The sequence below is a fragment of the Streptomyces sannanensis genome, assembly GCF_039536205.1.
GTDB lineage: Bacteria > Actinomycetota > Actinomycetes > Streptomycetales > Streptomycetaceae > Streptomyces > Streptomyces sannanensis.
Genome location: NZ_BAAAYL010000001.1, coordinates 750,625 through 774,313, shown reverse-complemented (window position 1 = coordinate 774,313; position 23,689 = coordinate 750,625). Strand labels below are relative to the sequence as shown.

Genomic DNA, 23,689 nt, shown 5'->3' with positions numbered 1-23,689 from the left:
CGGCTCAGCAGTGCTCGGCGGCTACCTTCCGCAGCCAGCGTCGCGTCTGGCGCCGGTTGGGCAGCAGCACAACGTCGGCTCGGCCGGAGGCGAACTCCTCGATCTTGGCCATGACGCGGGGGCGCATCCTGCGGCGGTAAGTCGACACGTACTTGATCACGCCCCAGTGGATGCGGTTGTGTACCCCGTTGCCCTTGTGTCCAGCCCCGTGCCGGATCTGCCGGGAGAAGATCCCGGACAGCGCGGCCACGGTCGACACGTCCATCAAGACCACGGTGTCGCAGGCTTCGAGCCGGATCTGCAGTGTCGAGTTGTAGTTGCCGTCGATCACCCACGTCGGCTGAGCGACCAGCTCGCGCTGCAGCTGGGCGAACTTCTCCATGGGCAGCTCGTTCCACTCGTCGTCGTAGAACGCGGCGTCCAGGTGCGTCACTGGGGCGTCGAGGATCCTCCCCAGCTCGCGGGCCAGATAGGACTTGCCGCTGCCCCCGCAGCCGACGATGGCGACCTTCTTCATGGTGCTCCAGCGTAGAGTCGATCGGGCGCCCGGGCGGACCGCCCGCCAGGACATATTCGGTTGATCCAGGCACGACGGCCGGGGAGGTCAGCTTCATCAGGCCGCTCCTCGCTCGTCCGCGGTGGGGTGGACGACCGTCTCCAGGAGGGCCTCCAACGCGTCGACCTGCCGGCTCAGGCGGAAGGGATCGATGCGGTCCAGGCAGGCAGCGATCAGGTTCGCGTGCTGCTGGCTGCCGGCGATCTGCCGGAGGTACGAGAGCCGCTCGATGACCTCCTGGCCGGAGTGCACGATCAGCTCCGGAGGCACGAACCGGTCGACGTGGTGGATGTCCGCCGGGGCGAGCGGCAGGCACCCCGCGAGAACGGCCTCGAAGATGCGCTGCGTCATCTGACCGACGGCGGCGTACCGCTCGGGCAGCATGAGAACGGTGGCGAGGGATCTGCCGTACACGCCGTGTGCTGCCTCGAAGGGAATCCGTCCGAGGAAGCGCACGTGCGGCCAGCGGCTGGTCTTCGTCCACTTTCCGCCGACCACGTGGTCGAAGCACGCGGCGGCCGGGGCGAAGAAGCGGTCGAAGTGTTTATCGCGGTCGTACTGGTTGCCGACGTACCCGAGCGCGACGTCTCGGGGCCTCGCGGCGAGCGCGACGGCATCCGCCTTGGCCAGCAGCCGGTCGTCGACCGGGAAGAGCAGACGGTGAGCGCCCGGCGTCGGTTCGAGGGCGGCCTCGCACACGGCGGTCCGCGGAGACCGGCGCCACAGGCTCTCGGGCCGGAGCTTGCGGTCCTTGTCCCAGATCACGGTCGGCGTACGGCGTCCCACGGTGTACCGCGTGATGAGTTCGGCCTGCCGGTGCAGGTCGCAGGTGTGCCCCTCGGCGCCGCAGGGGGTGGTGTTGCGCCCGTTGATCGCCCAGCGCCACTCCAGGAACAGCACGTCGATGTCCGGCCTGCCGCTGTCGAAGGTGTAGGCGCTGCCGAGATCGTCGCCGGCTTCAAGGAGGTCGCGGTCGGCCTGCAGGAAGACGATCTCGTGCCCTCGGTCGAGGAGGGCGTCGATCAGGGGGCGGCGGTGGCTGCGGCCCCCGTCCGGCGTGTCGGTGATCCCGTTGCCGAGAAAGCCCCAGAAGCTGTATCCGATCTTCACTTGGTGATCCACCGCCCTTCCAGCAGCAGGGCGTCCAGGCCGGAGCTGGCCAGGCAGTCGAGGGCCATGGCAGGCGTCCCGCAGATCGGCTTGCCCTTGACGTTGAGCGAGGTGTTGATCAACACGGGCACTCCGGTGCGGCGGGCGAAGGCGCTCAGGACCTCGTGCATGAACGGGTTCTGCGACTGAGTGACGGTCTGGAGGCGCGACGTGCCGTTTGCGTGAACGATGGCTGACACGTGCTCGCGCGCTTTGTCGGTCACCCCGGACGCCATCGACATGTACGGCGCCTCTTGGCCGAGGGTGAAGAACTTTGCGGCGTGTTCGGCCAGGACCATGGGGGCGAAGGGCCGGAACGGCTCCCGGAACTTCACAGTGGCGTTTAGCCGCTCGACGACCCCGGGTTCCAGAGGGGAAGCGAGGATCGACCGGTTCCCCAGGGCGCGGGGGCCAGCCTCGACTCGGCCTTGGAAGAGTCCGACGATCATGCCGTGGGCCAGCTGGTCGGCGAGGAACTCGGCGGTCTTGATGCCCAGGGTCTTCTGCTGGAGTCCGGGCCACTGCCTGAGGTCGAGAGCCTGGTCTTGGAAGGACGGGCCGAGGTAGCAGGCGCGGGCGACACCGGACACGGGTCGGCGGCTGTGGCTGTCGGTGTGTACGGTGACGGCGGCGCCGATCGCAGTGCCGGCGTCTCCGGGGGCGGGCGGGACGAAGACCTCGTCGAAGATGCCTGCCTCGATGATCCGGCCGATGCTCACGCAGTTCGTGGCGACCCCGCCTCCGACGCACAGGCGACGGGAGCCGGTGATCACCCGAGCCCGGCGGGCCAGGTGCAGCATCACCTGCTCGGTGCGCTCCTGGAGCGCCGCGGCCAGGTCCCGGTGGACGTCCAGGAGCGGTCCGCTCGGGTGGCGCTCGGGGCACGTCTCATCGATGAAGCGACGAGAAAGCCTTGGGTAGCCGGATGTCAGGACCCGCGGTGGGAAGTAGGCGGGATCGAGGGCGAAACCGTTCGGTGTGGTGCGGACGGCCCGGGCGAAGAGGTGGCGGAACCGCTTGGGGTCACCGAGGGCGGCGAGTGCCATCACGGTGCCCTCCTCGTCGCCGCGGCGCCAGCCCAAATGCTGGGTGACCGCGCCGTAGACGTATCCCAGGGAGGCCGGGTCGTTGATCGCCTCCAGGGTGCGGGTGTGGGGACGGAGTGCGTCGTGACCGCTGGCGATGGTCGTGGTCTGTCGTTCGCCGAGGCTGTCGACGACGAGCACGGCGGAGTCGTTCCACCCGGACGCGGCGAAGGCCGCCAGCTGGTGGGCCCGGTGATGCAGGACAGGCGAGACGCGGGCTGCGGGGAACTGCTGGCCAAGGGTTCGGAGGCGCCGCTGGGTGCGCAGCGCCACCTTGGCGAACCCGCGGGCCCTTGGCAGTGTCCGATCGCGCGTCGTTGTCGACAGCGCCAGGCGCAGGGCGGCGGGGGACTCGACGAGGTAGCGGGCGGGCTGGAAGTTGTACGCGACAGCGTCCACGTCGCCGGCGGTGAGTCCCGCTTCCCTCAGAAGCCACTCGACGGCGTGGCGCGGGTATTCGCGAGTGTGCTTCTGCTGGGAGAGGCGCTCCTCCTCGACGAAGCCGATCAGCTCCCCGTCCACCAGAAGCGCGGCGGCGGAGTCGTGCGTGTAGGAGCACAGACCGAGGATGACGGAGGGGACGTGGTCCATGGCGGGCGTCACCTCGCTCCCGCCGTCGCGCGGACGGGCGAAATCCTGACGCGGCGGTTCAGCTCGCCGTACCAGGCGGTCAGCGCCTGACCGAGCGGCCCGTCGATCTTGTCGGCCACCCGCCACGCCTGCTCGCGCAGGCCGTCCTTCCACAGCCGGTAGCTCCGCAGCGTCTCTGCCATCGCGTCCCAGCCCGGGTGGCCGGTGACGTCGCGTGCCTGGACCTGGTCGAGAAGGCGGTCGAAGCCCTTCCAGGGTGTGGTGAGGTCCGGCATGACCGCGCTTGCGGCGATGGAGGTGAGCTGCTCCGCCTGGTCGAGGTCGCGCTCGTAGATGTGCAGGGAGCCCACGTGGTGGTAGAACTCGCCCAGTTCGGCGCCGAGCCAGCCGGCGACCAGCTCGTGCAGGACCGTGTAGAAGAACAGGTCGTACGGCATGCCTATCCACACATCCTGGTGGAAACGGAAGCCGAGTGTGCAGGGCACGTCCTTGTGCCCGGCGGCGTCCTGGGCCGGGTCGTAGAGCTGGATCAGGGCCCGGCGGGAGTCGGGGTCCTCCTTGAGGATCTCGACGACGCGGCGCAGCTGGTCCACCTTTCCTGCCCAGTTCCGCATCCGCGGCCCGTACGCGCCGCGCAGGACTCCGCCGTCGGCGTACTGCCGCAGTTGTGCGTTGTAGTCGAAGATCCAGGAGGCGTCCGAGCCGGAGAGGTGCCACACGGTCTCCGCCACCGCGAACGCGGGGTTCAGGATCCTGGCGGGCGGCGCGTACAGCAGGCGGGCCCGCGGCTGGGTGAGCCGCATGTGGACGTCGAGCACCTCACGGGTTGCCATGTCCCTGGGACTGACTCTCTCGCCGGACTTGGCCAGGGTGACAGCGCCGACGAAGAGCTCGGCAACGCTGTCGGCGGTCAGGTGTGTCATCGGGTAGGCACTCCTTCACCCTGCGGCATGCCGGAATCGGTGCCGTGGGCATCGTGGTGGACGTGGTCGGGATGTGTGACATGACAGTCGGCGCGGCGGGCGATGAGCCGTGCGACCTGAGCGGCGCTGTCGCCGCGCCAGCGGCACACCGCATCCGTCGCCGCCTGCGCAGCGGGTAGGCGCGGATCGCGTAGTCCGGAGAGGGCGTCGGCGACGTCGTCGGCAGTGCTGCAGCGCCGTGCGAGGCCGTGGTCCGCGAGCCTGAGCGTGCGCTCGTCGGGCGAACCGATTTCGAGGACCGGTACGTTGAGCAGAGCGGCTTCGATCCCGCACGTCGAGTAGGCGCTCGCCAGAGCATCGGCGCCAGCGAGGCAGCCCCGCGCGCCCACCCGCGGATCCGCCACGGCCACGAACGGTTTGCCGTCCCGTTGGAGCAGGGGGGAGAAGACCTCGGCGCTCTGCGCGGGGTGCGGGGCGATGACGAGCCCCCAGTCGCCGTCGGCCTTCCACAGTCCGTCCAGGAGGAGTTCGGCCTGGGCCTTGAGCCGGTCGAATCCGAAGGGCTGGCAGGCCCACACCGCGATGCGGGCAGGGCCTCGGCCCGTGCCGGAAGCCAGCATGTTCTCCAGGTACCGTCGCTGAGCCTCGATGCCGAGGCCGGCGAGCGCGTCGAAGCGGGGCTGCCCCAGGACATGGACCTCGGCGTTCGGGTGACGCGCCCAGGCTTTGGCGAGGGGGACGTCACGCTCTCCCATGACGACGATGTCGCGGCTGTGCAGCGCTGGCCACGCGACCGAATCCGCCATCCACGCACCGTGCTGGACGTGGACCGTGTTCACGCCATGGCGCTCGGCCGCGTGTACGGCGAGTGCGCCCAGCGGGCTGGTGTCGTTGCTGACCAGCAGGGTGTGCGGCCGGGCCGCGGAGAGAACGCCGTCGAGCCACGTCTCCGCCTGGATGACGGACCGCCACGACGGCTGCGTGCACCCGCCGCTCGTCTCCAGGAGTACCGAGATAAGCCGGACCAGTCGGGCCAGATGAACGGCGTGCTCCTTCACCTGGACGACGTGGTCGTCGTCCGGCAGGCGGAGGCAGTCCACGGCTCCGGACAGGTTGAAAAGGCCGACCGGGGGCGAGCAGAGGCTCACATCCTTGACCCCCGGAGTGGGGCATCGTTCCGCCGGATCGGTGGCCAGGTCCACCATGAGGCCCGTTCGTCCGTCGCGTGCCAGGTCTTCGAGAACCGGCAGCAGGGTGGCCGCGTGGCGGGAGGACCATGACAACGCAACGACCTCGCTCTGCGGCAGCTCCGAAGCAGGCGGGCTTGGCACCGCGGCGGTGTCGCGGACACGAGGAAGGTTGCGTAACTCTGCGGACCACAGCGGGTTGTACGGCGCCGCAGCCCCGAGCACGTAGGCGGCGCCGGACCACGTGACGGTGTAGGCCCGGTACTCCCGCGAGCTGCTCGACCGCAGCCCGACGAGTCCTTCGTACGGTGCCAGCCCCAGCGGACCGGGGGCCTTCGCGAAGGGCTCCCAGGCGCTGAGCGCCATCAGCTTGCGTACGACCTGTGCCACCAGGCGCCGCGTCGGCACGTGTTGTACGTACAGCCACCCGGCGCTTCCCGGCGTACTCGCAAGGCCGGCGCCGTACGCTTCAAGCGCCCCCATCACGTGGTCGACCAGCGCTTCCACGGCGTGCGCGTCGAGCGGCTGCGCCTCCAGATGCCTCGTGGTGATCCGGTCGGATCCCATGCTCGCGAGAGCACCCTCGCCGACCAGCGCCCACAGCGGCTGCCCGCCGAACTCGGTTCGGGCGACGCCGAGAGTGCTGCGCCTAGGAATCCTCACACCAGGCTCCCCTCGAGAAAAGGAATGGTGGGGCCGCCCACCTCCAGGAGGCGCAGGAGGTCCTTCGGCGATTCGGCGACAGCCGGGGCGGGCGCGCTCGGACAGCCGTAGCCCCAGCCCGCGTGCACGTACGAGACGCCGGCGCGGCGGGCCGCCTCCTGATCAACCGCCATGTCGCCGACGTACATCGCGTCGGCTGGATCGGCGCCGAGGTCGATCAGGGCGAGCAGGATCGGGTCCGGTGCCGGCTTGCCTCGGCCAACCCCGTTCGGCGTGCGCACCGTGGCGAACGGACAGCCGAGCTGAGCGAGGAGCGGGGCGGCCCGATCCAACGGCTTGGACGTGACGATCCCGAGCAGCCAGTCGGCGGCGACGAAAGTGTGGAGGACTTTCGAGATGTCCTCGAACTGCCGGGCGAGGTAGGAGGCAGCCGTGGACGCCTCGGCGTACGTCTGGTGGATCCGTTCGGCGTCCACGAGCCCGAGCTGCTTCATGATGTCGGCGAAGGGCCGGCCCAGGTGGCGTTCGTACTCCTCGAACGGCACGTCGAGGCCATGGGCTTCCTGGACCCGGTGCCACGCGCTTTCCATGACCGGGCGCGTGTCGACGAGCACCCCGTCCAAGTCGAGCAGCAGCACACGTGGTGTTTCGGGATCGCGCTCCAACCTCCTCTCGCTAGAGCGGGGCGAGGTTGAGGGGGTAAGCCGAGGTGGCATGATGAAGATCTCCAAGGGGGAGGGGTTCAGGAAGTGACGGTTGGCTCGGGGCGCTTCACGAAGGCGATCACCCGCTTGCCGCTTCCGTCCTCCTTTGGGTAGGCGGTCCAGACATCGGCCGTCGCCGATACGAGGCACAGGCCGCGTCCGCTGGTCGCGTAGAGGGAGGAAATCCTCGGCATCGGGAGCTCCGAGGAGTTGTCCTCCACCGCGATCCCCACGACGCCGGCCTGGACGGCGAGGGTCAGTGTGATTTGCTCGTCTTCCTCGTCGCCTGCTTCGGGCCGGTCTTCCGCCGTGCCTCGACAGGATCGGCCGTGGCGCTCGGCATTGGTGGTGAGTTCGCTGACGATCAGCACAGCCCGATCCAGGAGGTCTTCCAGACCCCAGGCCGTGAGTGCATCGCGCGTGAAGGAGCGAGCCACGCCAGAAGCCCTGTCGTTCGCGATGAGCGTCAGACTCTTCTGGTGCTCGGGGGCGTCGATGATGTTGCCCAGCGTTTGAATCCGGTCCACGCTCGCCTCCTCACAGCTGCCGGAGCCCGTGGAGGACTCGGCGGGCGGTCTCCTCCGAGGCGTCGAAGCGGCAGACGTTCATGGCCAGCACCCGCACAGCTGGCGCAGGACCGCTATTCCGGCTGCCTAACGCATCGTCAGTACGCCGATGTGCGCCCGGGGGCGTTCTGGCGTCGGCGCCAGGTGTCTGGCTGGTATTCACCGGTTTCCCTCCGGGCCAAAGGCAGTTGGTGGTTTCGTTGACGTTGAGCGAACCGTGGATCACGGCGGGTTGGTATCCCCAGCCGGACAGCGATGCCGTCAAACCCGTCAAAGATTGTTCTCTTGTGAACAGGGGCGCAGGATGGCGCGCAGGAACGAAAAGCTGGCTGCTGTGATCGCACAAACGGGCTGGTCGCAGCCGAAGGTCGCTGCTGCCTTGGTGCGAGTCGCTGCCGAGGTCGGCGCCGACGAGCTGCTCGGTACAACCCGCTCGCACATCGCCATGTGGATCGCGGGAACGCGCCCCAGGGGGAGAGCGCCCCTTATCTTGTGCGAGACGTTGTCCCGACGGCTGCAACGCTCGGTCACGCTCGCGGAAATCGGACTTTCCACACCGGTTCCCGGCGCGGTCCCGGTATCCGAGTGGCGCGTCGATACTGTGACGGCGCTGCTGGACCTGGGGAGAAGCGACGTGGATCTGGAACGCCGTCAGCTGCTGGCTGGTGCTGCCTACTCGGTGGGCGGATTGGTTCTGCCCGGGCAGCAGTGGTGGGATGAAGCTCCCCAGCGAGCGAGATCTCGGCCTGCAGCCACGAACCGCAGGATCGGCGACGCAGAGGTCAACGCGGTCCGCGAGCTGACAGAGTTCTTCTCCGCACGAGACCAGCGGCACGGCGGGATGGATGGCCGTACGGCCCTCTACCAGTACATCCGGGACGATGTGGCGAGGTACGTCGGTGGAGTGTTTGCCAGCGACGAGACACGCAGCAATCTTCTCTCCGCTGCCTCCGAGGCGGTGTATGTAGCCGGCTGGATGAGCTTCGACGCCTCTGAGCACGAGGCGGCGCGACGCTACTTCACGCTGGCGCTGAAGCTCGCGGCGGAAGCCGATGACGCTCCGCTGGCGGGACACATCCTGCGCGCGATGGCCCACCAGGCAACGGACCTGGGACACCCGAGGGCAGCCGTCAACCTCGCCGCGGCCTCTGTCGAGCGCAAGCGGTACAGCCTGGCAACACCTCGCGAGCGGGCGCTGCTCGGCGTGGTGCAGGCGCGCAGCCTTGCCGCGGATGGGCAGAGGCGTGAAGCGATCGCAGCACTCCTCCGGGCCGAGGACGACCTGGCTGCGGCGGGGCCCGGTGACGAAGACCCGAGTCGAGTGTGGTTCTTCCAGCGAGCTTCGCTGGCCCACGAGACCGCCCGCACCCTGTGGACCCTCGGCGACCTTGACGGGACGCTCAGAGAATTCAACAACAGCGTGCTGACCAGGAAGGCCGACACTTTCAGCCGGACCCACGCCGTGACGTTGGGCTACATGGGCACGGTCCAGGCCCGCCAGGGCAATGTCGAAGCCGCCTGCGCCACGTGGGCGCTGGCCCTGGACGCCATGGAAGGAGTTCAGTCGGGCCGAGCGCGGGAGGCTGTCGTAAACATGCGCAGGGTGCTGTCCCCCTTCCGTAATCGAGGGATCAGCGCGGCGGCGGAGATCGACGAGCGCGCCAAGGCCGTACTCGAACGAGTAGCCTAACGGCGCCATGGTGGCGAAGGCGGGCGCGCTGTAGGCGACCGCCTTGCCCTGCCGCGAGCGGAGAAGGGGGAACCCGTGTCCACAAAGTCCATCGAGGTGCCGGTGATCGCCGATGTGGTCGGAGGTCCCACCGGGCGGCTCGACGACTTCAAGGGCGGCGTGGAGTCGATCATCCGACTGCGTCCGGAGTACGCGGTGGAGACGCTGCAGGGTATCGAGGAGTTCTCGCACCTCCAGGTCACATGGTTCTTCAACTTCGGCTCTCCCGAGGACGTAGCACTGCACGCGCGCAGCCCGCGCGACAATCCGGCGTGGCCGGCGACCGGCACCTTCGTGCACCACAACCACCGGCGCCCGGCCCGGCTCGCGACCTCGTTCCCGCGGCTGCTTCGCGTCCACGGACGAGACCTGCACGTCACCGATCTCGATGCGGACGAGGGCACCCTCGTGGTCGACCTGGTGGCGGTCTTCAAGGAGATGCTTCCCCGCGGCCCCGTCACACAGCCTTCGTGGCCGAGCGAGATGCTGAAGAACTACTGGAGGGATGCTGGAGAGCGCTGACCTGATGCGGTCGTCGAATCGGGTGCCCGTTCCGACTACTGAACTTGATGGGGTGATGTCGGGCTATCGGCCTGACAGTTGAGCGTCAGGTCCAGTAGTTCTGGGTGGGTGAGATACGCGCAGGGCGGCGGGCTGACCGACGCTGGGAGGGCCGCGCGGGAGCGAGTTCGGCTTCAGGCCGCAGAGCGCTTCGAGCGCGGGGAGAAGAACAAGGACATTGCCGCCGCGTTACGGGTGTCGGAGCGGTCGGTGGAGCGGTGGCGGAAGTCCTGGCGCGAGCAGGGCGAGTCCGGGGTCCTGGCGAAGGGCTCGCCGGGACGCCCGAGGCTGGGACCGGCCCAGATGGAGCGGCTGGAGCGGGAGCTGGAGCGCGGTCCGCTCGCGCACGGGTGGCCGGATCAGCGGTGGACCCTGGCGAGGATCAAGACGCTGATCGGTCGGCTGTTTCACGTTTCGTACACGGTCGAGGGCACCTGGCTGCTGCTGAAGCGGCACGGCTGGTCCTGGCAGCAGCCGGCCCGGCGGGCGATCGAGCGGGACGACGACGCGGTGGAGATGTGGAAGAAGGAGGTCTGGCCGCAGGTAAAAGGGAAGCGGCGGCCCGGGGTGCGTGGATCGCCCCGTGAGCGGACCACCCACCGCGAGCGCGTCCAAGAACTCGAACAACGACTGGACGCGGCACATGGCGAGATCCTGTGCCTGCAACGCGTGATCCAGTCACATAGCGCGAGGTCGTGACAACACTCGCCTGGGTCCAGGTCTCACGATTCAGAACGCAGTCCCAGAACACTGTGCTGCACCACACCCGAGGGAAGATCGCTCTTTCCCGAAGCCCGAGCAGTCAGCTCCACGAGTCCGGCCCGGAGGTCGGCGGCCGGCTCACCAAGGACAATCGCGCTGATGATCAGCTCGATCATCAGGCGGTCGTACTCGTCGCCCATGCTCCGATAGCGCTCTCCATCGGCCTCCACCACGGCAGAGGAGATCCTCCTCCCACCACCAGCCACGGGGGCGGAGGACGCCTCATAGACGCCGAGACCGGTCCAACTCCGGTGCATGAAAACGACATCGGCTTCGACGAAGATGTTCCACTTCTCATCCATGTCCCGGGCTCGATATCCGCGCTGGATCCGGTCCCAGTCCTCGTCAGTCCAAACACGATCGGGCACCTGGGGCACCGGCCTGGGCGCGCTAATCGGCTGGAGGCGCCGGAACGACTCTCGGGTGAGCGGGGCATCGGCAGTCATGAGGTGATCCTACGGATGCACCAATCTGACAGGACAGCGGATTACCTCAAAGAGCAAGCACCCTGGGTAGAGGGCGAACCGGAGCGACCTTCCGGACACGTCCGCAGCGTCCTGAACAGCGACTTTGCAAGACTTCTTCACCACTACCCCAGATAACTGGAGTGTCTTGTGGTGCGGGAGCCGGGAGAGCCGCAGGCCCTGGCGGAAGCGGCGGTCGTCGCGGACGGCCAGTTCCTCGGACAGCACCAGGTCGAGGAAGTCGAGGTAACCCATCTTTCCCTCGTCGGCCCGCCGGGTATACTCGTTGATCGTTTCGGCCAGGTGGGGCAGGCCGAGCTTGCCGGCCGTGTTGCGGATGCGGGTGCTGACCAGCTCGCTCAAGACGTTTCCCTCGTGCTCAGGTGGGTGGTGAAGGGACGGGTGCCGGTCAGCTCGTCATAGACCGACAGCGGACGGCGGCCGACCTCGATGCGGGTGGCCGCGGCCCGGTTCAGCAGGGCCTGCAAAGGTCCGGCCTCCTCGCCCAGACGACGCTCACGACGGGGCTGTGGCAGGACACCGTCGGTGGTGGTCCGGCGTCCCTTTCCGGTCGGCAGGCCGTCCCAGTGAGCCTCCTCAACGACGCGGACCCCGCGGCCGACCGCCCGCAGGTGGGTGGCCAGCAGTGTTTCGCCGCTGCTGTCGGCGACGGTGGAGTGCAGCATGACCTGCGACTTCGTGGCCCGGATCTCCACCAGCTGACGCGGACGGACCTTGCGGGCGGGCACCGAGTAGAGGTTGTCGCCGAAGGCGACCAGGCAGTCCTTGCCGACCGGCCGCAGGTGCCGCTCGGCCACCAGATACGGGGTCGGCGGCAGCGGCTTGAGGGCCACGTGGTCACGGGCCGCCCGCTCAGCGATGACCTCCCGGTGCGTCTTGTGGATCTGGGCCCGACGCTGCGGCACCCACGTGGTGAAGGCGGCGCCCATCTCCTCGACGGACGAGAAGGATCGGCCGGACAGGACGTGGTCGCGGACGATCAGCACCTGCCGCTCGACCCGGCCCTTGCCCTGCGGACGGTAGGCGGCCAGGACGTCGATGTCGAAGTCGTAGTGGCCGGCGAAGCCGACCGCTTCCGGGTGCAGCGGGACGGCCTCACCAGGGGCGACGTGCCGGCGGGCGCCAGGCGGTCGGGGTGGAGGCGACCGGGCCGAACGCCTCCGCCTGGTCGCGCAGCAGGGCCAGGTCCGCGATCGCCTCGCCGTCGTCGGCGAGCATGACCGCGAGATCGACCGCGATCCGGCCGGGATCGTGCCCGGTGCCACGTGGCCGCAGTCGACGCAGAGCGTCCCTGAAGGCGCTGGTCAGGCCAGTGACATCAGCGAGATCAGCCAGCAGGCGGGATCCGGCGTGGCTGACCACCCCGTGACCGTCGGCCGACACGACGAGCTTGGGACGCGACCGGGTAGGGTGCACGCAGAAAGTGCCTTCCTGCTGTGATGACAGAGACCTTCGACAAGCCTCATCTTCCCAGTTCAGAAGGCACTTTCGCTTTTCCGATCAAGAATCGGACACCGCCGCAAGTGAAACGCGCAGGCTCACTGGGTGTACGAACGCGTTCTCGTACCATTGTCGACGTGCAACCCGGTAGGTCCTCGGCAAGCGGGCCAGGTCACGCGGATGACAGTCCGGGTGGGTCCGGCACCGGGTTGGTGCGAATGACCGACCGCTGGTCTTGTACTTTCCGTTCGGCAAGTACACGAATGGAGAGTGCTGAATGTCAGGTTTTGGGTGGAAGCTGCATGGGGATGGCCGGCATCTGAAACCAGGTGAGGTCGTCAAGCCCGACGAGCGGCTCACCTGGACCCGGACGATCGGGTTGGGTGCGCAGCATGTCGTCTCGATGATCGGTGCCTGTTTTGTCGCCCCGGTGCTCATGGGGCTCAACCCGAGCCTCGGTCTCATGGCCTCGGGTGTCGCGACCCTGCTGTTCCTGGTCATCACGCGCGGACGAGTCCCGAGCTACCTGGGATCGTCGCTCTCCTTCGTCGGTGTCGCCGCTGTCATCGGAAGCCAGGGCGGTGGGCCGGCGGAACTCACCGGCGCGCTGTTCGTGGTGGGCCTCGCCCTAGCCGTGGTTGGTGTCGTGGTCCAGTTCCTTGGCGCGCGGGTCATCCACGCGGTGTTGCCGCCGGCGGTGACGGGCGCCGTCGTCATGCTGATCGGCTTCAACCTCGCTCCGGTGGCTGCGGGGACCTACTGGCCGCAGGACCAGTGGACGGCGCTCGCCACGATGCTGTTCACCGGCCTCGCGCTCGTCGTCCTGCGCGGATTCTGGTCACGCATCGCCATTTTCCTGGGGTTGGTCTTCGGCTACGCGCTCTCCTGGATCCTTGACCTCGCCCTGGGCAAGATCCACTCCGCCGACAGCAGCGGCAAGGTCGTGGACCACTGGCGTCTCGACTTGAGCTCGGTCAAGGAAGCCGCCTGGGTCGGCTTTCCCCACATACACGCGCCCTCGTTCAGCGCGTCGGCGATCGTCGTCGCCCTCCCCGTCCTGATTGCTCTGGTAGCCGAGAACGTCGGCCACATCAAGGCGGTCGGCGAGATGACCGGCGACCCACTCGACGACAAGCTCGGCACTGCCATCGCCGCGGACGGCGCGGCCACCATGATCTCCACGGTCGCCGGTGGCCCAGCCACGACCACGTACGCCGAGAACATCGGCGTCATGGCCGCCACCCGCGTCTACTCGACCGCCGCCTACATGTGCGCCGCGTTCTTCGCGCTGCTCTTCGGTCTGTGCCCGAAGTTCGGGGCGTTCGTCGCGGCCATCCCGGGCGGCGTGCTGGGCGGCATCACCGTCATCTTGTACGGCATGATCGGTCTGCTCGGCGCTCAGATCTGGGTCCGCAACAAGGTTGACTTCAGCCAGCCGCTCAACCTGATTCCGGCCGCCGCCGGCGTCATCGTCGGCATCGGCGGCGTGTCGCTGAAGATCACCGACAACTTCGAGCTCAGCGGCATCGCCCTCGGCACCCTCCTGGTGCTCACCGGCTACCACTCCCTCCGTTGGCTCTCCAAGGCTGCGGGCACGCCGCAGGGAGCGCTGCTGGACGAGGGCACGACGAGGTACGACGACTCAGTGGCGTAAGGAAGGGAACGCGCGCTGACGGACATGTCCCGGGCGCGGGCGGGGCTGTTTCAGTCGCCGTTCGCGCCCGTTCCCGTTGCCGTCTCTGTCGCGGTAGTCGCGCTTCGAGCATTCCACCCCGAGAGGACCTCGAGCAGCACCCGGGACCGGTCACTGCCGTCAGCACAAGGAGGATGTGCTGCCACTGACGTGGCGTAAGCGCGACTTCGATCAGCGCGTCAGGGGGCGACTCCGCTTGCTCGGCTGCGCTCCCGATTCGGTGCATCCCCATGATCGCCAAGGTGTTGAGGAAGAACCGGTCACTGCTGCTGACCGATGACTCCTTACGTGCCGGCGAAGACCTGGTGGCGCATGCCCTCGTCGAGATCGAACAGGGAGAGCTGGGCGCCGGGGTGCGGGCGTTCGCGGCGGACGATGATGCGGGTCGTCCGGGTAGCCAGCCAGGTCGACCATGCCGGTCAGCTCGGCGATCTCGGCGCCTTCGCGCAGGGTGCCGTCCTGTTCGAGTGCGGGGTGCCAGACCTGGTCGGGCAGGGCCCGGATCGCGCGGCGGACCGGCTCGGTGACGGCGTACCCGACGGAGAAGGACGTGTGGATGCCACGTGAGCGCAGGGCCCGCACGTGTTCCAGGAATGCTTTCCGCCTCCGGCGCTGTCCGCGCGGATGAGGATGGGGGTGCCGTGGCGGTGGGCGTCGGGGATCTGGGCCAGGGCCGCATTGAGGACGGTGATGTGGTCGGCGGCGGTGTTGGCGCCGGCGTTGCCGGGCCTGAGCATTCCGGCCAGTGCTTCGCCGGTGTTTTCCAGGAAGCACAGCATGGGGTGGTAGCCGAAGCCGCGCTTGTAGGTGGCCGCGGCCTGCTCTTTCTCGGAGTGGCAGGTGACCAGGGTGGCGTCGATGTCCAGGACCAGGCCGGGCAGGTCGCGTCCGCCGGCGTGGGCTGTGGGGATGCCGCCTTGGGTCTCGGCGGCCTGCAGCCAGGCCGTCTCCCGCGCGGCGGCCCGGGCCATGCGCAGTGCCGCCAGCGCAGCGAGGTCGATGCCGGCCAGCAGGCGCCAGGCAGTCAGGGTGGAGGCCACCGGGCCGAACACCTCACGCTGGTCGCGCAGCAAGGCCAGGTCGGAGATCGCCTCGCCGCCGTCGGCGAGCATCACTGCCAGGTCCACCGCGATCCGGCCCGGGTCGTGTCCGGTGCCGCGCTTCCGCAGCCTGCGCAGCGCGGATGAGAAGGCTCCGGTCAGCGAGGTCGTGGCGGCCTTGACCCGCGACAGCCGGTGTACCCCGAGCAGGCACTTTCCGCAGCCGTCGTACGGCCGCTCGACCCGCGACCGTCGTCCAGAACCCCGAGCTCGTCGGGCGGTACCGAAGCCGCCTGGTTCCCTGGATCGACAAGAAGGCGGACACGTTCATCAGTATCCGGCCCGGCATCGTCACCGCTACCGCATCGTTGCCGCCGGCTGACGGCCCGTATGGTCACTTGGCGTAGCGCCCGGAGGGGGATGAGACAACGGGGTTCTGCCCGGGCGGGATGGGGCCTCCGGTCGGGATGACGGAGCGTCGCCGGCCGGATACCCAGGGGCGAGTCAAGCCCATCACCACCCATGGCGAAAGGGGCCGAACGGCGGGCCGAACGGCCTCATCACGGCAACCCTCGGATCGCCTAACTTACGGAACCGTAGGTTCGTGTCCCCGAGGAAAGCCGGATCCCCATGCCCACGTCCGCACCCCTGCCCGCCCCGCGCGGCAGCCAGAGCGACATCCAGCTTCTGCACGCTCTAGAGGAGGTGGTCGAGCGGGAGCTCAACCGTCACCTGGTCGTCTTCAAGGAGTGGATGCCCCACGAGTACGTTCCCTGGAGCCGGGGACGGAACTTCGACGGGCCCCTGGGTGGTGACCCCTGGACCACGGAGCAGTCACCGCTGACCGAGGTGGGCCGGGTGTCGATGGTGGTGAACCTGCTTACCGAGGACAACCTGCCGAGCTACCACCACGAGATCGCCACCCTGTTCGGGCGCGACGGTGCCTGGGGGACCTGGGTGCACCGGTGGACCGCGGAGGAGGCCAGGCATTCCATGGTGATGCGGGACTACCTGCTCGCTTCCCGCGCGGTGGACCCCGTGGCGCTGGAGCGGGCCCGGATGACACACATGTCTGCCGGGTTCGTCTCCGACAACCGGCACTCCCCGCTGCACACCGTGGCATACGTCGCCTTTCAGGAGCTCGCCACCCGCATCTCGCACCGCAACACCGGCCACAACTCCGGCGACCCGGTCTGCGACCGCCTGCTCGCGCGCGTCGCGCTCGACGAGAACCTGCACATGATCTTCTACCGCAATCTGCTCCAGGCCGCCCTGGAGATCGCCCCCGACCAGACCATGCGCGCCGTCGCCGACGTGGTCTCCGGCTTCCGGATGCCCGGTCACGGGATGCCGGGCTTCGAGCGGGCCGCCGTCGAGATCGCCCTCGGCGGCGTCTACAACCTGCGCGTCCACCACGACGACGTCCTCCAGCCCGTCCTGCGCCACCTCAAGATCCTGGAGATCTCCGGCCTGGGCCCCGAGGGGCTCAAGGCGCAGCAGGAGCTGGGCGAGTTCCTCGGCTCACTGGACGCCCAGGCGACCCGGTTCGACGATCGTCGCGCCGTCATCCTCGCGCGCCGCGCCGCGGCTCGGAACTGACCGTCGGTCGCCGTCCCCGCAACGCTCGGCACCGAGCGGTCACACGGTGCTCACGGGGGAAAAACGGGTGCGGCTGCAGGGCCGTCGGGTGCGCGGTCTTGTCCCGCCCGCTGCACCGGGAGTCGTCTCTGACGGTCATCAGCCCCGGCTCATGGCGGTGTTCCGCTCATCAGCCCGGATCCGGGCGGCGAGACACTGACGCGGGCCCGGTTCGCCGGGTGCCGCGTCGCCGTCTGCGCTATGTCTGAGAGGGCTGACCTTCCGCCGGAGCGAAATGGTCGAGGCCGATGGCGGCGCACGTGGTGCGGGGGATGACACACCACGTGGAGCGTCCTCCCTCGGTACCCTGGCCGTTGTCCTAGCGGAGGTTGGCGGACACAAACAGGGATAATCCCAACCGTCAGGTGCGGCTGAGCTTCCTTGGCTGATGCATGTGGCGAGACTGTGGCGTCGAATACCGGCCGCATCGAATGCGCTCCTTGGCCCCCGTGCGTGATCAGTCCCTGAGCCTGGGTCGGGTGGCGGCCATTGAACCCACGACCTCTTCGTCCCGAACGAAGGGCACGCAGGCCCGCTACCTGCCTGTAGCGATATGTGCAGGTCACGGCATGGGGTCGATTTGTTTGGGGTGGTCCGACAGGGGGCCTGGGCCTCGCCGGCCCCCGTCCGGAGGGCAGAACCGCGCCCGCTGGTTGCGGAAGGCCCGCCAGCTACTGCTGCCCCGGCTCCGACCCGGCGGTTCGAGCCCCGGTTCTTTGTTCCGGTGGCAGCATCTGTCGCCGCTGCGCTGCCGCCCTTTCGGCGGCGGCCGGACCGCCTGCCGGGCTCGGTGCCGGTCTTCGGGTCTCGGCGGGGCGCTGTCGGTGTCGCCGGCTGGGTGACCTCGATGGTGACGGGAACGCCGGAAGGCTCGCGGGCGCCGGTGATGGTGGCCAGTTCCGCGCCGCTCGACGTGATGCGGGCCGTCCTGGGGCGGATGCCCGCGTCCGACATGAGCCGGGTGACGTCCCGTTTCTGGTCGGGCAGGACCAGTGTGACCACGCTGCCGGTGCCGCCGGCGCGGGCCGTGCGGCCGCTCCTGTGCAGGTAGTCCTATGTGGCCGGTGGGGGATCGACGTTCACGACGAGGTCGAGGTTGTGGATGTGGATGCCGCGGGCCGCGACGTTCGTCGCCACCAGCGCGGTGACCTGGCCGCTCCTGATCTGTTCCAGGGTGCGGTTCCGCTGTGGCTGGGTGCGGCCTCTGTGCAGTGCGGCCGCACGGACGCCGACGGCCAGGAGCCGCTTGGCGAGCCGGTCGGCGGGTCTCTTCGTATCGAGGAAGAGGGTGACGCTCCACGAGGTCGTTGAGTCTGCCGGGACTCGCCACGAGCACCTCGGTGCCGCGCCGTAGCGCAGCGGTCTGGTGATGGACAGCCCGCCGACCACGGTGGCCAGCCGGAGGTTCACCGCCGTGGCGTAGGGGGTCAGCGCGTCCGTCACCTACTGGGCGAGTTCACGGGTGGGCACCAGCACGAGCGCGAGGGGTGCCTTGGGCTTGGCCCGCAGTCCGGCGGTACGGGCCAGAAGTGCCAGCCCGAACGCGAGGGTCTTGCCGGAACCGGTGCGTCCCCGTCCCAGCAGGTCACGGCCGGCGAGCGAGTCGGGCAGCGTGGCGGCCTGAATGGGGAAGGGGGTGGTCACGCCCTGCGCGGTGAGGGCCTTCAGCAGCCCCGCCGGCATGTCCAGACCGGCGAAGTCTGCGGGCGTCGTGCTTTCCGGAAGCCGGAATTCCCTTGGCGACGACGCGGACGGTGGGGGTGACAAGGCACGCCGGTTCGACTTCTGGGGCCTACGGGACATGCAGGCAAACCGGGGTCCGCACCGTGACGGTGCGGACCCCGGTGAGCGGATACGCGTCCGGCGATCAGGCGGGGACGATGTTCTCCGCCTGCGGGCCCTTCTGGCCCTGCGTGACGTCGAAGGAGACCCGCTGGCCCTCCTGGAGCTCACGGAAGCCCTGGGTGGCGATGTTCGAGTAGTGGGCGAAGACGTCGGGGCCGCCGTCGTCCTGCTGGATGAAGCCGAAACCCTTTTCGGCGTTGAACCACTTCACGGTTCCCTGTGCCATGACCTTCTCCTTCTGTAGGCAGAGGCCCCATCCGGAGATGCCGGAAAACAAATAATGCGCCTGAAGGAGAAACAATCCTGTCAGACGCACATAGGTTCATGGGTACCACAACTGCAAAGGCTAGCACAGCTCGGCGGCTCGTGATGGATCACCGAGACGCGGCGGGTTCCTCACAGCCTTCGATCATCGTGCCGGGTACGGACGTCGGCGCGCAGTCCCTCGAAGTTGCGCGCGAGTCCGATGCCGAGCTTGGAGACAACTTCTCACACGTGACCGCCAGATCGGGTCCTCCATGCCCCAGAGCGAGAGGACGGGGCACCCCGTCCAGCGCGCCCGACGTGGCACGGGCACGGTGGCCCGGCGGCCGCGCATGGCCAGCCGGCGGTGCCTGGCCGACAAGCTGTCCGGGAGCTGGTGGAGGTGCCTGTCGGGAGGTGATGGCGATCTGAGCTCAGGAGGCGAGCCGGGGCGGGTGCGATGCCCAGCCGGCACCCGCCCCGAGTGCGGAAGGTCGATGAGATCCTGGACAAAGGCCGCTGCCTTCTGCCCGAGGCCTGGACTCAGGTCGCTAGGGTTGGGGTTGTCTCAGCGGAGGTTGGCGGACACCAACAAGGACAACCCGCACCGCCAGGTGCGGCTGAGCTTCCTGAGCTGATCAAGCCGGAGGGCCAGGCGTCAGCGCTGCTTGGCCGCCGCCCGGCCCACCGACTCGACCAGCGGCAGCAGCCGGTGCGGCACCCGCTCGCGCAGTGCCATCTCGGTACGGGTCCGGACCACGCCAGGCAGCTGGATCAGCCGCTGGATGACGTCCTCGAGGTGGGCGTTGTCCCGCGCGGCCACCCGGGTCAGCAGATCCCCGCCGCCCGTGATCGAGAACGCCTCGATGATCTCCGGCACGGCCGCCAGCGCATCCCCCACTTCGTCCAGGTGACCCTGGGTGACCTCGATATGGACGAAGGCAAGTACCGGATGCCCGAGCGCCGCGGGGGACAGTTGCGGGCCCGTTCCGGTGATGACTCCCTCCCGCTCCAGCCGGTCGAGGCGGGCCTGGAGGGTGCCGCGGGCGATGCCGAGGATGCGCGCGTACTCGCGCACGCTCGTGCGCGGTTGCTCAATGAGCAAACGCAGGATGCGAGTGTCGAGCTCATCGACCGCCATGGTCCGTTGGCCTCCCCGTGGATCGGTTACCCTCACCTGCATAGTACCAATGGCCCAGTTCCGCGAGAGGAAGTTGAGCCACTGACCCATTCGTCCATGGCTGTTGTTGCCGCAGCGTCTTTCTCGGTGAAGGGCGGTCCGACCGTCGTGAAGATGACGTTTGTGGCTCCGGATCCGGGACGTGTCCCACCACCACCGCCTGCACGGGAACCACCATGGCGACCAGCCGCCACGTGGAGGTGCCGGCGGACACCTCAGCCTGTGCGGGGACCACTGCGGAGCATGCCCCGTACCCAGGACACAAGGCATCCGTGACGGGTAAGACTGCTCGCCAACGGTGACGGGTATCAGGCCGGACAGTGTCGTCGGCCAGAACTGGTCCTCAGGTTCATAGCGGACCAGGCCGGCGAGGTGGCGATGAAGCACCGCGTTCTCGTGCCCGAGCACGAGCAGCTCCGCGTCCTTGGCGGTGTCGCGGCGTAGCAGCACCTTGGGGACGGACAACGGCCTGCGCACCACCTTGTACAGCATCGAAACGATCACCCGGACATGGCGCCGACCCAGGTCGCCCTGCCCCTGTCACCTGCGGCGGTGAATTTCCGAGCCCGACAGGGCCCAACTCGAGGCCCAGCGAGTCTCCCGCACCCGCGCGAGACGGCTGCCGGTCCCGCTGCTGTGCCATCGATCACACAGCCGAAGGCCGTGCCTCGGTGCCACAACTCGTCGGTACTGTAGGTACGTTGTGGACACAACTTCTACCCACGGAGGACGCCATGTCCGGATCCGTCATCCTGGCCGGGGCCCGCACCCCCACCGGTCGTCTGCTCGGGGCTCTCAAGGACTTCTCCGGAGCCCAGCTGGGAGGTATCGCGATCAGGGCGGCTCTGGAGAAGGCGGGGGTGGCGCCCGAGCAGGTGGAGTACACGATCATGGGGCAGGTGCTCACCGCGGGTGCCGGGCAGATTCCGGCCCGTCAGGCCGCGGTGGCCGCCGGCATCCCGATGAGCGTCCCGGCGCTGACCGTCAACAAGGTGTGTCTCTCCGGGCTTGATGCGATCGCGCTGGCCGACCAGCTGATCAGGGCCGGTGAGTTCGACCTGGTGGTGGCGGGCGGTCAGGAGTCCATGACGCAGGCACCGCACCTGCTGGCCAAGTCGCGTTCGGGTTTCAAGTACGGTGACGTACCGCTGATCGACCACATGGTCCACGACGGCCTGTTCTGCCAGTTCGACCAGGTGGGTATGGGCGTCTCGACCGAGAAGTACAACAGTCGCTATGCGGGGCTGACCCGTGAGAAGCAGGACGCCTTCGCCGCCACCTCGCACCAGAGGGCCGCTGCTGCCGCGGCCGCCGGGCGGTTCGCCGAGGAACTGGCGCCGGTGACAGTTCCGCAGCGCAAGGGCGACCCGGTGGTGTTCGATACCGACGAGGGTGTGCGTCCCGACACCACGGCTGAAGTCCTGGCGAAGCTGCGTCCCGTGTACAGCCCGGACGGCACCATCACGGCCGGGACGGCGTCGCAGATCTCCGACGGGGCCGCGGCGGTGGTGGTGGCGAGCAAGGCCAAGGCCGAGGAACTGGGCCTGCCCTGGATCGCCGAGATCGGCGCACACGGCGTGGTGGCCGGGCCGGACGGAAGTCTGCACGAGCAGCCGTCGAACGCAATCAAGGCGGCGCTGGCCAAGGCCAAGCTGGAGCCGGGCGACCTGGACCTGGTGGAGATCAACGAGGCGTTCTCCGCGGTCGGCATCGTCTCCACCGAGCAGCTGGGCATCAGCCCGGACATCGTGAACGTCGACGGCGGCGCGATCGCGCTCGGCCACCCGATCGGCGCCTCCGGGGCCCGGCTCATCGTGCACCTGGCCTATGAACTGCGCCGCCGCGGTGGCGGTCTGGGCGCGGCCGCGCTGTGCGGCGGCGGCGGACAGGGCGACGCCCTGCTGATTCGCGTACCGTCTGCCTGACGGTCGACTGAAGGAGTGGGCGCAAGACCGACGTGGTCCCTCGCGTGCGGCACGGAGCAGCCGTGCGCGAGGGACCACGTCGCTGTCAGTGGGCTGACTTCAGCCTGACGTCGCAGGTCACGGGGTTGGCGTGGCTCGGTCGTGCGGTACTGGTGCCGCAGCCGCGTCGGCGCCGGGCGGGGGCGACGGTCGCAGCGCTGTGAGCAACGTGCACACGACGAGTGCGCACACGAGGTTGACGGCCATCGCGACGACGTAGACATGGTGGAAGGACGAGACGCTGCCGGGGACTGCACTTGATGCCGTGATCGAGGCGAATCCGGCGACACCGACCGCGCCGCCCACCTGGCGCACCGTCAAGGTCATGCCAAGCCCGCCCGCGAACTTGAGCGGGGGCACCGTCCAGGCCGCCAGCGCCGACAGGCAGGTGATCGAGAGGCCGAGGCCGCCTCCGCCGAGCATTGCGGCCGGCAGCCAGCCGCCCCAGAAGTTCGGTGTGGATCCGAACAGGCTGGACGCCCAGATGCCGTTGCTGCCCGCGAAGAACAGCGCGCCCAGCACCGTGACCTTCACCTGGGTCGCCGGGCGGGTGAGCCGTCCGGCGGACAGGGAGCCGATCATCGAGGAGACGGCGCCGATGCTCAGGGCTCCGGCCGTCTCCAGGACCGACCAGTGCCAGATGCCGGCGGCGAACAGCGGGGCGGCCAGCATCCACGCGAACATGGTCATGTTGAGCATGCCGAGGCCGAGGTTCGCGGTCTTGAAGACGGGGCTGCGCCAGACCGTGACTTCGAGGGCCGGAGCCCGGTGGGTACGCGAACGCAGCACGGTCACGGCGATGAGCGCGAGCCCGGCCACACCGAGTCCGATCGTGCGGACATCGCCCCAACCCCACGAGTCCCCCTCGGTGAGTGCGCTCACCACCCCGGCGATGCCCAGGGCGAGCGCGATGCTGCCCACAGCGTCCGGCAGTCGGTCGCCGGTGCCGCGCAGCTGCCTTGGCAGCATCACCAGGGCAGCGATCAACAGCGCACCGCACAGCGGGAGGTTGACGTAGAACACCGAGCGCCAGCCGAAGGCGCGCAGGAGCAGTCCGCCTGCGGCCGGTCCGATGACAGCGGAGAATCCCGCCACCGCGGACCAGGTGCCGACCGCTCTGGCGATGCGCTCCCGCGGTGTCGTCGAGAGAATCAAGCCGAGTGCGGCGGGGATCATGCCTCCGGCCGCCGCGCCCTGGATGAACCGTGCGGCGATGAGCCACCAGACGGACGGCGCCACAGCGCAGACGAGCGAGGCGACGGTGAAGGCGGCCAGGGACCAGAGGAAGACGGTTCGCCGACCGACGCTGTCCGCGACCCGGCCGGCGGGCGTGAGTATGGCCGCCAGCATGATCGTGTAGCCGCTGAGGACCCATGTCATGGTGTTGAGCGACGTGTCCGGAAAGTCACCCGGAATGTCTGGGAAGGCGATGCTGATGATCGAGAGGTCGAGGAACGCCATGAAGCTCGCGCCGCTGCATAGCGCCAGGACGCGAGCCGGGTTGACCTCCTCCGGATTGCGTTTGCACTCGGCCGACTCGTCGGACATGCCAGCCCCCTCAGGTCGCATGCGTCGTCGAACTCGCCTGTGATCCAACTCGGCTTAATGGAAGGGCGGTTGGGCCGATGCAAGTGTGCACGTCCCAGGTCGGTGACGGGCCGAAGTGCGTGATCAGCGCGTGTGAT

The 23,689-nt window shown here is 68.7% G+C and carries 18 protein-coding genes and 4 pseudogenes; 6 read left to right on the top strand and 16 right to left on the bottom strand.

Annotated features, from left to right (window positions below; genetic code table 11):
- Positions 1-4: 4 nt before the first annotated feature.
- From ABD858_RS03385 to ABD858_RS03355, 7 genes are all read right to left on the bottom strand, one after another.
- Positions 5-517, bottom strand: coding sequence for a P-loop NTPase family protein (locus ABD858_RS03385; RefSeq protein WP_345034467.1), 513 nt, complete (start codon positions 515-517; stop codon positions 5-7).
- A 96-nt stretch (positions 518-613) separates the two neighbouring features.
- Positions 614-1,666 (bottom strand): glycosyltransferase family protein, encoded by a 1,053-nt coding sequence (locus ABD858_RS03380; RefSeq protein WP_345034466.1) that lies wholly within the window; start codon positions 1,664-1,666, stop codon positions 614-616.
- The gene (locus ABD858_RS03375; protein ID WP_345034465.1) at positions 1,663-3,381 is read right to left on the bottom strand and encodes a carbamoyltransferase family protein; all 1,719 of its coding nucleotides are present in this window, start codon (positions 3,379-3,381) and stop codon (positions 1,663-1,665) included. The genes ABD858_RS03380 and ABD858_RS03375 overlap by 4 nt, the downstream gene beginning before the upstream one ends.
- A gap of 8 nt (positions 3,382-3,389) precedes the next feature.
- Positions 3,390-4,304, bottom strand: coding sequence for a thymidylate synthase (locus ABD858_RS03370; RefSeq protein WP_345034464.1), 915 nt, complete (start codon positions 4,302-4,304; stop codon positions 3,390-3,392).
- Positions 4,301-6,154 carry a hypothetical protein gene (locus tag ABD858_RS03365; RefSeq protein WP_345034462.1) on the bottom strand — a complete coding sequence of 618 codons (1,854 nt, stop codon included), beginning with the start codon at positions 6,152-6,154 and terminating at the stop codon, positions 4,301-4,303. Before ABD858_RS03365 ends, ABD858_RS03370 begins: the two co-directional genes overlap by 4 nt.
- Positions 6,151-6,792, bottom strand: coding sequence for an HAD family hydrolase (locus ABD858_RS03360; protein ID WP_345034461.1), 642 nt, complete (start codon positions 6,790-6,792; stop codon positions 6,151-6,153). The genes ABD858_RS03365 and ABD858_RS03360 overlap by 4 nt, the downstream gene beginning before the upstream one ends.
- 104 nt (positions 6,793-6,896) lie before the next feature.
- Positions 6,897-7,385 carry an ATP-binding protein gene (locus ABD858_RS03355; RefSeq protein ID WP_345034460.1) on the bottom strand — a complete coding sequence of 163 codons (489 nt, stop codon included), beginning with the start codon at positions 7,383-7,385 and terminating at the stop codon, positions 6,897-6,899.
- Positions 7,386-7,728: 343 nt separating this feature from the next.
- On the opposite strand from ABD858_RS03355, the gene ABD858_RS03350 reads away from it, so the two are divergent.
- The 3 genes and pseudogenes from ABD858_RS03350 to ABD858_RS03340 form a co-directional block, all read left to right on the top strand.
- The gene (locus ABD858_RS03350; protein WP_345034459.1) at positions 7,729-9,114 is read left to right on the top strand and encodes an NsdA family TPR-like regulatory protein; all 1,386 of its coding nucleotides are present in this window, start codon (positions 7,729-7,731) and stop codon (positions 9,112-9,114) included.
- Between the two features lie 75 nt (positions 9,115-9,189).
- Complete coding sequence (locus tag ABD858_RS03345; protein ID WP_345034458.1) at positions 9,190-9,675, top strand: TrmO family methyltransferase domain-containing protein; 486 nt, start codon at positions 9,190-9,192, stop codon at positions 9,673-9,675.
- Between the two features lie 108 nt (positions 9,676-9,783).
- Positions 9,784-10,292, top strand: a pseudogene (locus ABD858_RS03340) (winged helix-turn-helix domain-containing protein); the annotation flags it as partial.
- Between the two features lie 144 nt (positions 10,293-10,436).
- Here the strand turns inward: ABD858_RS03340 and ABD858_RS03335 are convergent.
- The 4 genes and pseudogenes from ABD858_RS03335 to ABD858_RS03320 form a co-directional block, all read right to left on the bottom strand.
- Positions 10,437-10,922 (bottom strand): hypothetical protein, encoded by a 486-nt coding sequence (locus ABD858_RS03335; protein ID WP_345034457.1) that lies wholly within the window; start codon positions 10,920-10,922, stop codon positions 10,437-10,439.
- Between the two features lie 159 nt (positions 10,923-11,081).
- A pseudogene (locus ABD858_RS03330) lies at positions 11,082-11,303 on the bottom strand (ATP-binding protein); the annotation flags it as partial.
- Complete coding sequence (locus ABD858_RS03325) at positions 11,300-11,947, bottom strand: Mu transposase domain-containing protein (RefSeq protein WP_425586145.1); 648 nt, start codon at positions 11,945-11,947, stop codon at positions 11,300-11,302. The gene ABD858_RS03325 and the pseudogene ABD858_RS03330, both read right to left, overlap by 4 nt.
- A gap of 133 nt (positions 11,948-12,080) precedes the next feature.
- Positions 12,081-12,407 (bottom strand): annotated as a pseudogene (locus ABD858_RS03320) (IS1380 family transposase); the annotation flags it as partial.
- 271 nt (positions 12,408-12,678) lie between these two features.
- On the opposite strand from ABD858_RS03320, the gene ABD858_RS03315 reads away from it, so the two are divergent.
- Entirely contained in the window at positions 12,679-14,055 is a 1,377-nt protein-coding gene (locus ABD858_RS03315) for a uracil-xanthine permease family protein (RefSeq protein ID WP_345034455.1), read from the top strand.
- Between the two features lie 458 nt (positions 14,056-14,513).
- On the opposite strand, the gene ABD858_RS03310 is transcribed toward ABD858_RS03315, so the two are convergent.
- Entirely contained in the window at positions 14,514-15,296 is a 783-nt protein-coding gene (locus tag ABD858_RS03310) for a transposase (protein ID WP_345044246.1), read from the bottom strand.
- Between the two features lie 468 nt (positions 15,297-15,764).
- On the opposite strand from ABD858_RS03310, the gene ABD858_RS03305 reads away from it, so the two are divergent.
- Entirely contained in the window at positions 15,765-16,733 is a 969-nt protein-coding gene (locus ABD858_RS03305) for an acyl-ACP desaturase (RefSeq protein WP_345034454.1), read from the top strand.
- An 831-nt stretch (positions 16,734-17,564) separates the two neighbouring features.
- Here the strand turns inward: ABD858_RS03305 and ABD858_RS03300 are convergent.
- From ABD858_RS03300 to ABD858_RS03290, 3 genes and pseudogenes are all read right to left on the bottom strand, one after another.
- Positions 17,565-18,575: pseudogene (locus tag ABD858_RS03300) on the bottom strand (DEAD/DEAH box helicase); the annotation flags it as partial.
- A 64-nt stretch (positions 18,576-18,639) separates the two neighbouring features.
- On the bottom strand, positions 18,640-18,843 hold the full coding sequence (locus ABD858_RS03295; protein ID WP_345034453.1) for a cold-shock protein: 204 nt from the start codon (positions 18,841-18,843) through the stop codon (positions 18,640-18,642).
- A gap of 675 nt (positions 18,844-19,518) precedes the next feature.
- Positions 19,519-20,001, bottom strand: coding sequence for an Lrp/AsnC family transcriptional regulator (locus ABD858_RS03290; RefSeq protein WP_345034452.1), 483 nt, complete (start codon positions 19,999-20,001; stop codon positions 19,519-19,521).
- Positions 20,002-20,774: 773 nt separating this feature from the next.
- Between ABD858_RS03290 and ABD858_RS03285 the strand changes: the two genes are divergently transcribed.
- Positions 20,775-21,965: an acetyl-CoA C-acetyltransferase gene (locus tag ABD858_RS03285; protein WP_345034451.1), complete on the top strand. Its 1,191-nt coding sequence runs from the start codon at positions 20,775-20,777 to the stop codon at positions 21,963-21,965.
- Between the two features lie 117 nt (positions 21,966-22,082).
- On the opposite strand, the gene ABD858_RS03280 is transcribed toward ABD858_RS03285, so the two are convergent.
- Entirely contained in the window at positions 22,083-23,552 is a 1,470-nt protein-coding gene (locus ABD858_RS03280; protein WP_345034450.1) for an MFS transporter, read from the bottom strand.
- Positions 23,553-23,689 lie beyond the last annotated feature (137 nt).

Bases quoted from the DNA above. Each gene is read 5' to 3' on its own strand.
- ABD858_RS03385 (WP_345034467.1), bottom strand. From the start codon at position 517: ATGAAGAAGGTCGCCATCGTCGGCTGCGGGGGCAGCGGCAAGTCCTAT.
- ABD858_RS03375 (WP_345034465.1), bottom strand. From the start codon at position 3,381: ATGGACCACGTCCCCTCCGTCATCCTCGGTCTGTGCTCCTACACGCAC.
- ABD858_RS03370 (WP_345034464.1), bottom strand. From the start codon at position 4,304: ATGACACACCTGACCGCCGACAGCGTTGCCGAGCTCTTCGTCGGCGCT.
- ABD858_RS03350 (WP_345034459.1), top strand. From the start codon at position 7,729: ATGGCGCGCAGGAACGAAAAGCTGGCTGCTGTGATCGCACAAACGGGC.
- ABD858_RS03335 (WP_345034457.1), bottom strand. From the start codon at position 10,922: ATGACTGCCGATGCCCCGCTCACCCGAGAGTCGTTCCGGCGCCTCCAG.
- ABD858_RS03315 (WP_345034455.1), top strand. From the start codon at position 12,679: ATGTCAGGTTTTGGGTGGAAGCTGCATGGGGATGGCCGGCATCTGAAA.
- ABD858_RS03305 (WP_345034454.1), top strand. From the start codon at position 15,765: ATGCCCACGTCCGCACCCCTGCCCGCCCCGCGCGGCAGCCAGAGCGAC.
- ABD858_RS03295 (WP_345034453.1), bottom strand. From the start codon at position 18,843: ATGGCACAGGGAACCGTGAAGTGGTTCAACGCCGAAAAGGGTTTCGGC.
- ABD858_RS03290 (WP_345034452.1), bottom strand. From the start codon at position 20,001: ATGGCGGTCGATGAGCTCGACACTCGCATCCTGCGTTTGCTCATTGAG.
- ABD858_RS03285 (WP_345034451.1), top strand. From the start codon at position 20,775: ATGTCCGGATCCGTCATCCTGGCCGGGGCCCGCACCCCCACCGGTCGT.
- ABD858_RS03280 (WP_345034450.1), bottom strand. From the start codon at position 23,552: ATGTCCGACGAGTCGGCCGAGTGCAAACGCAATCCGGAGGAGGTCAAC.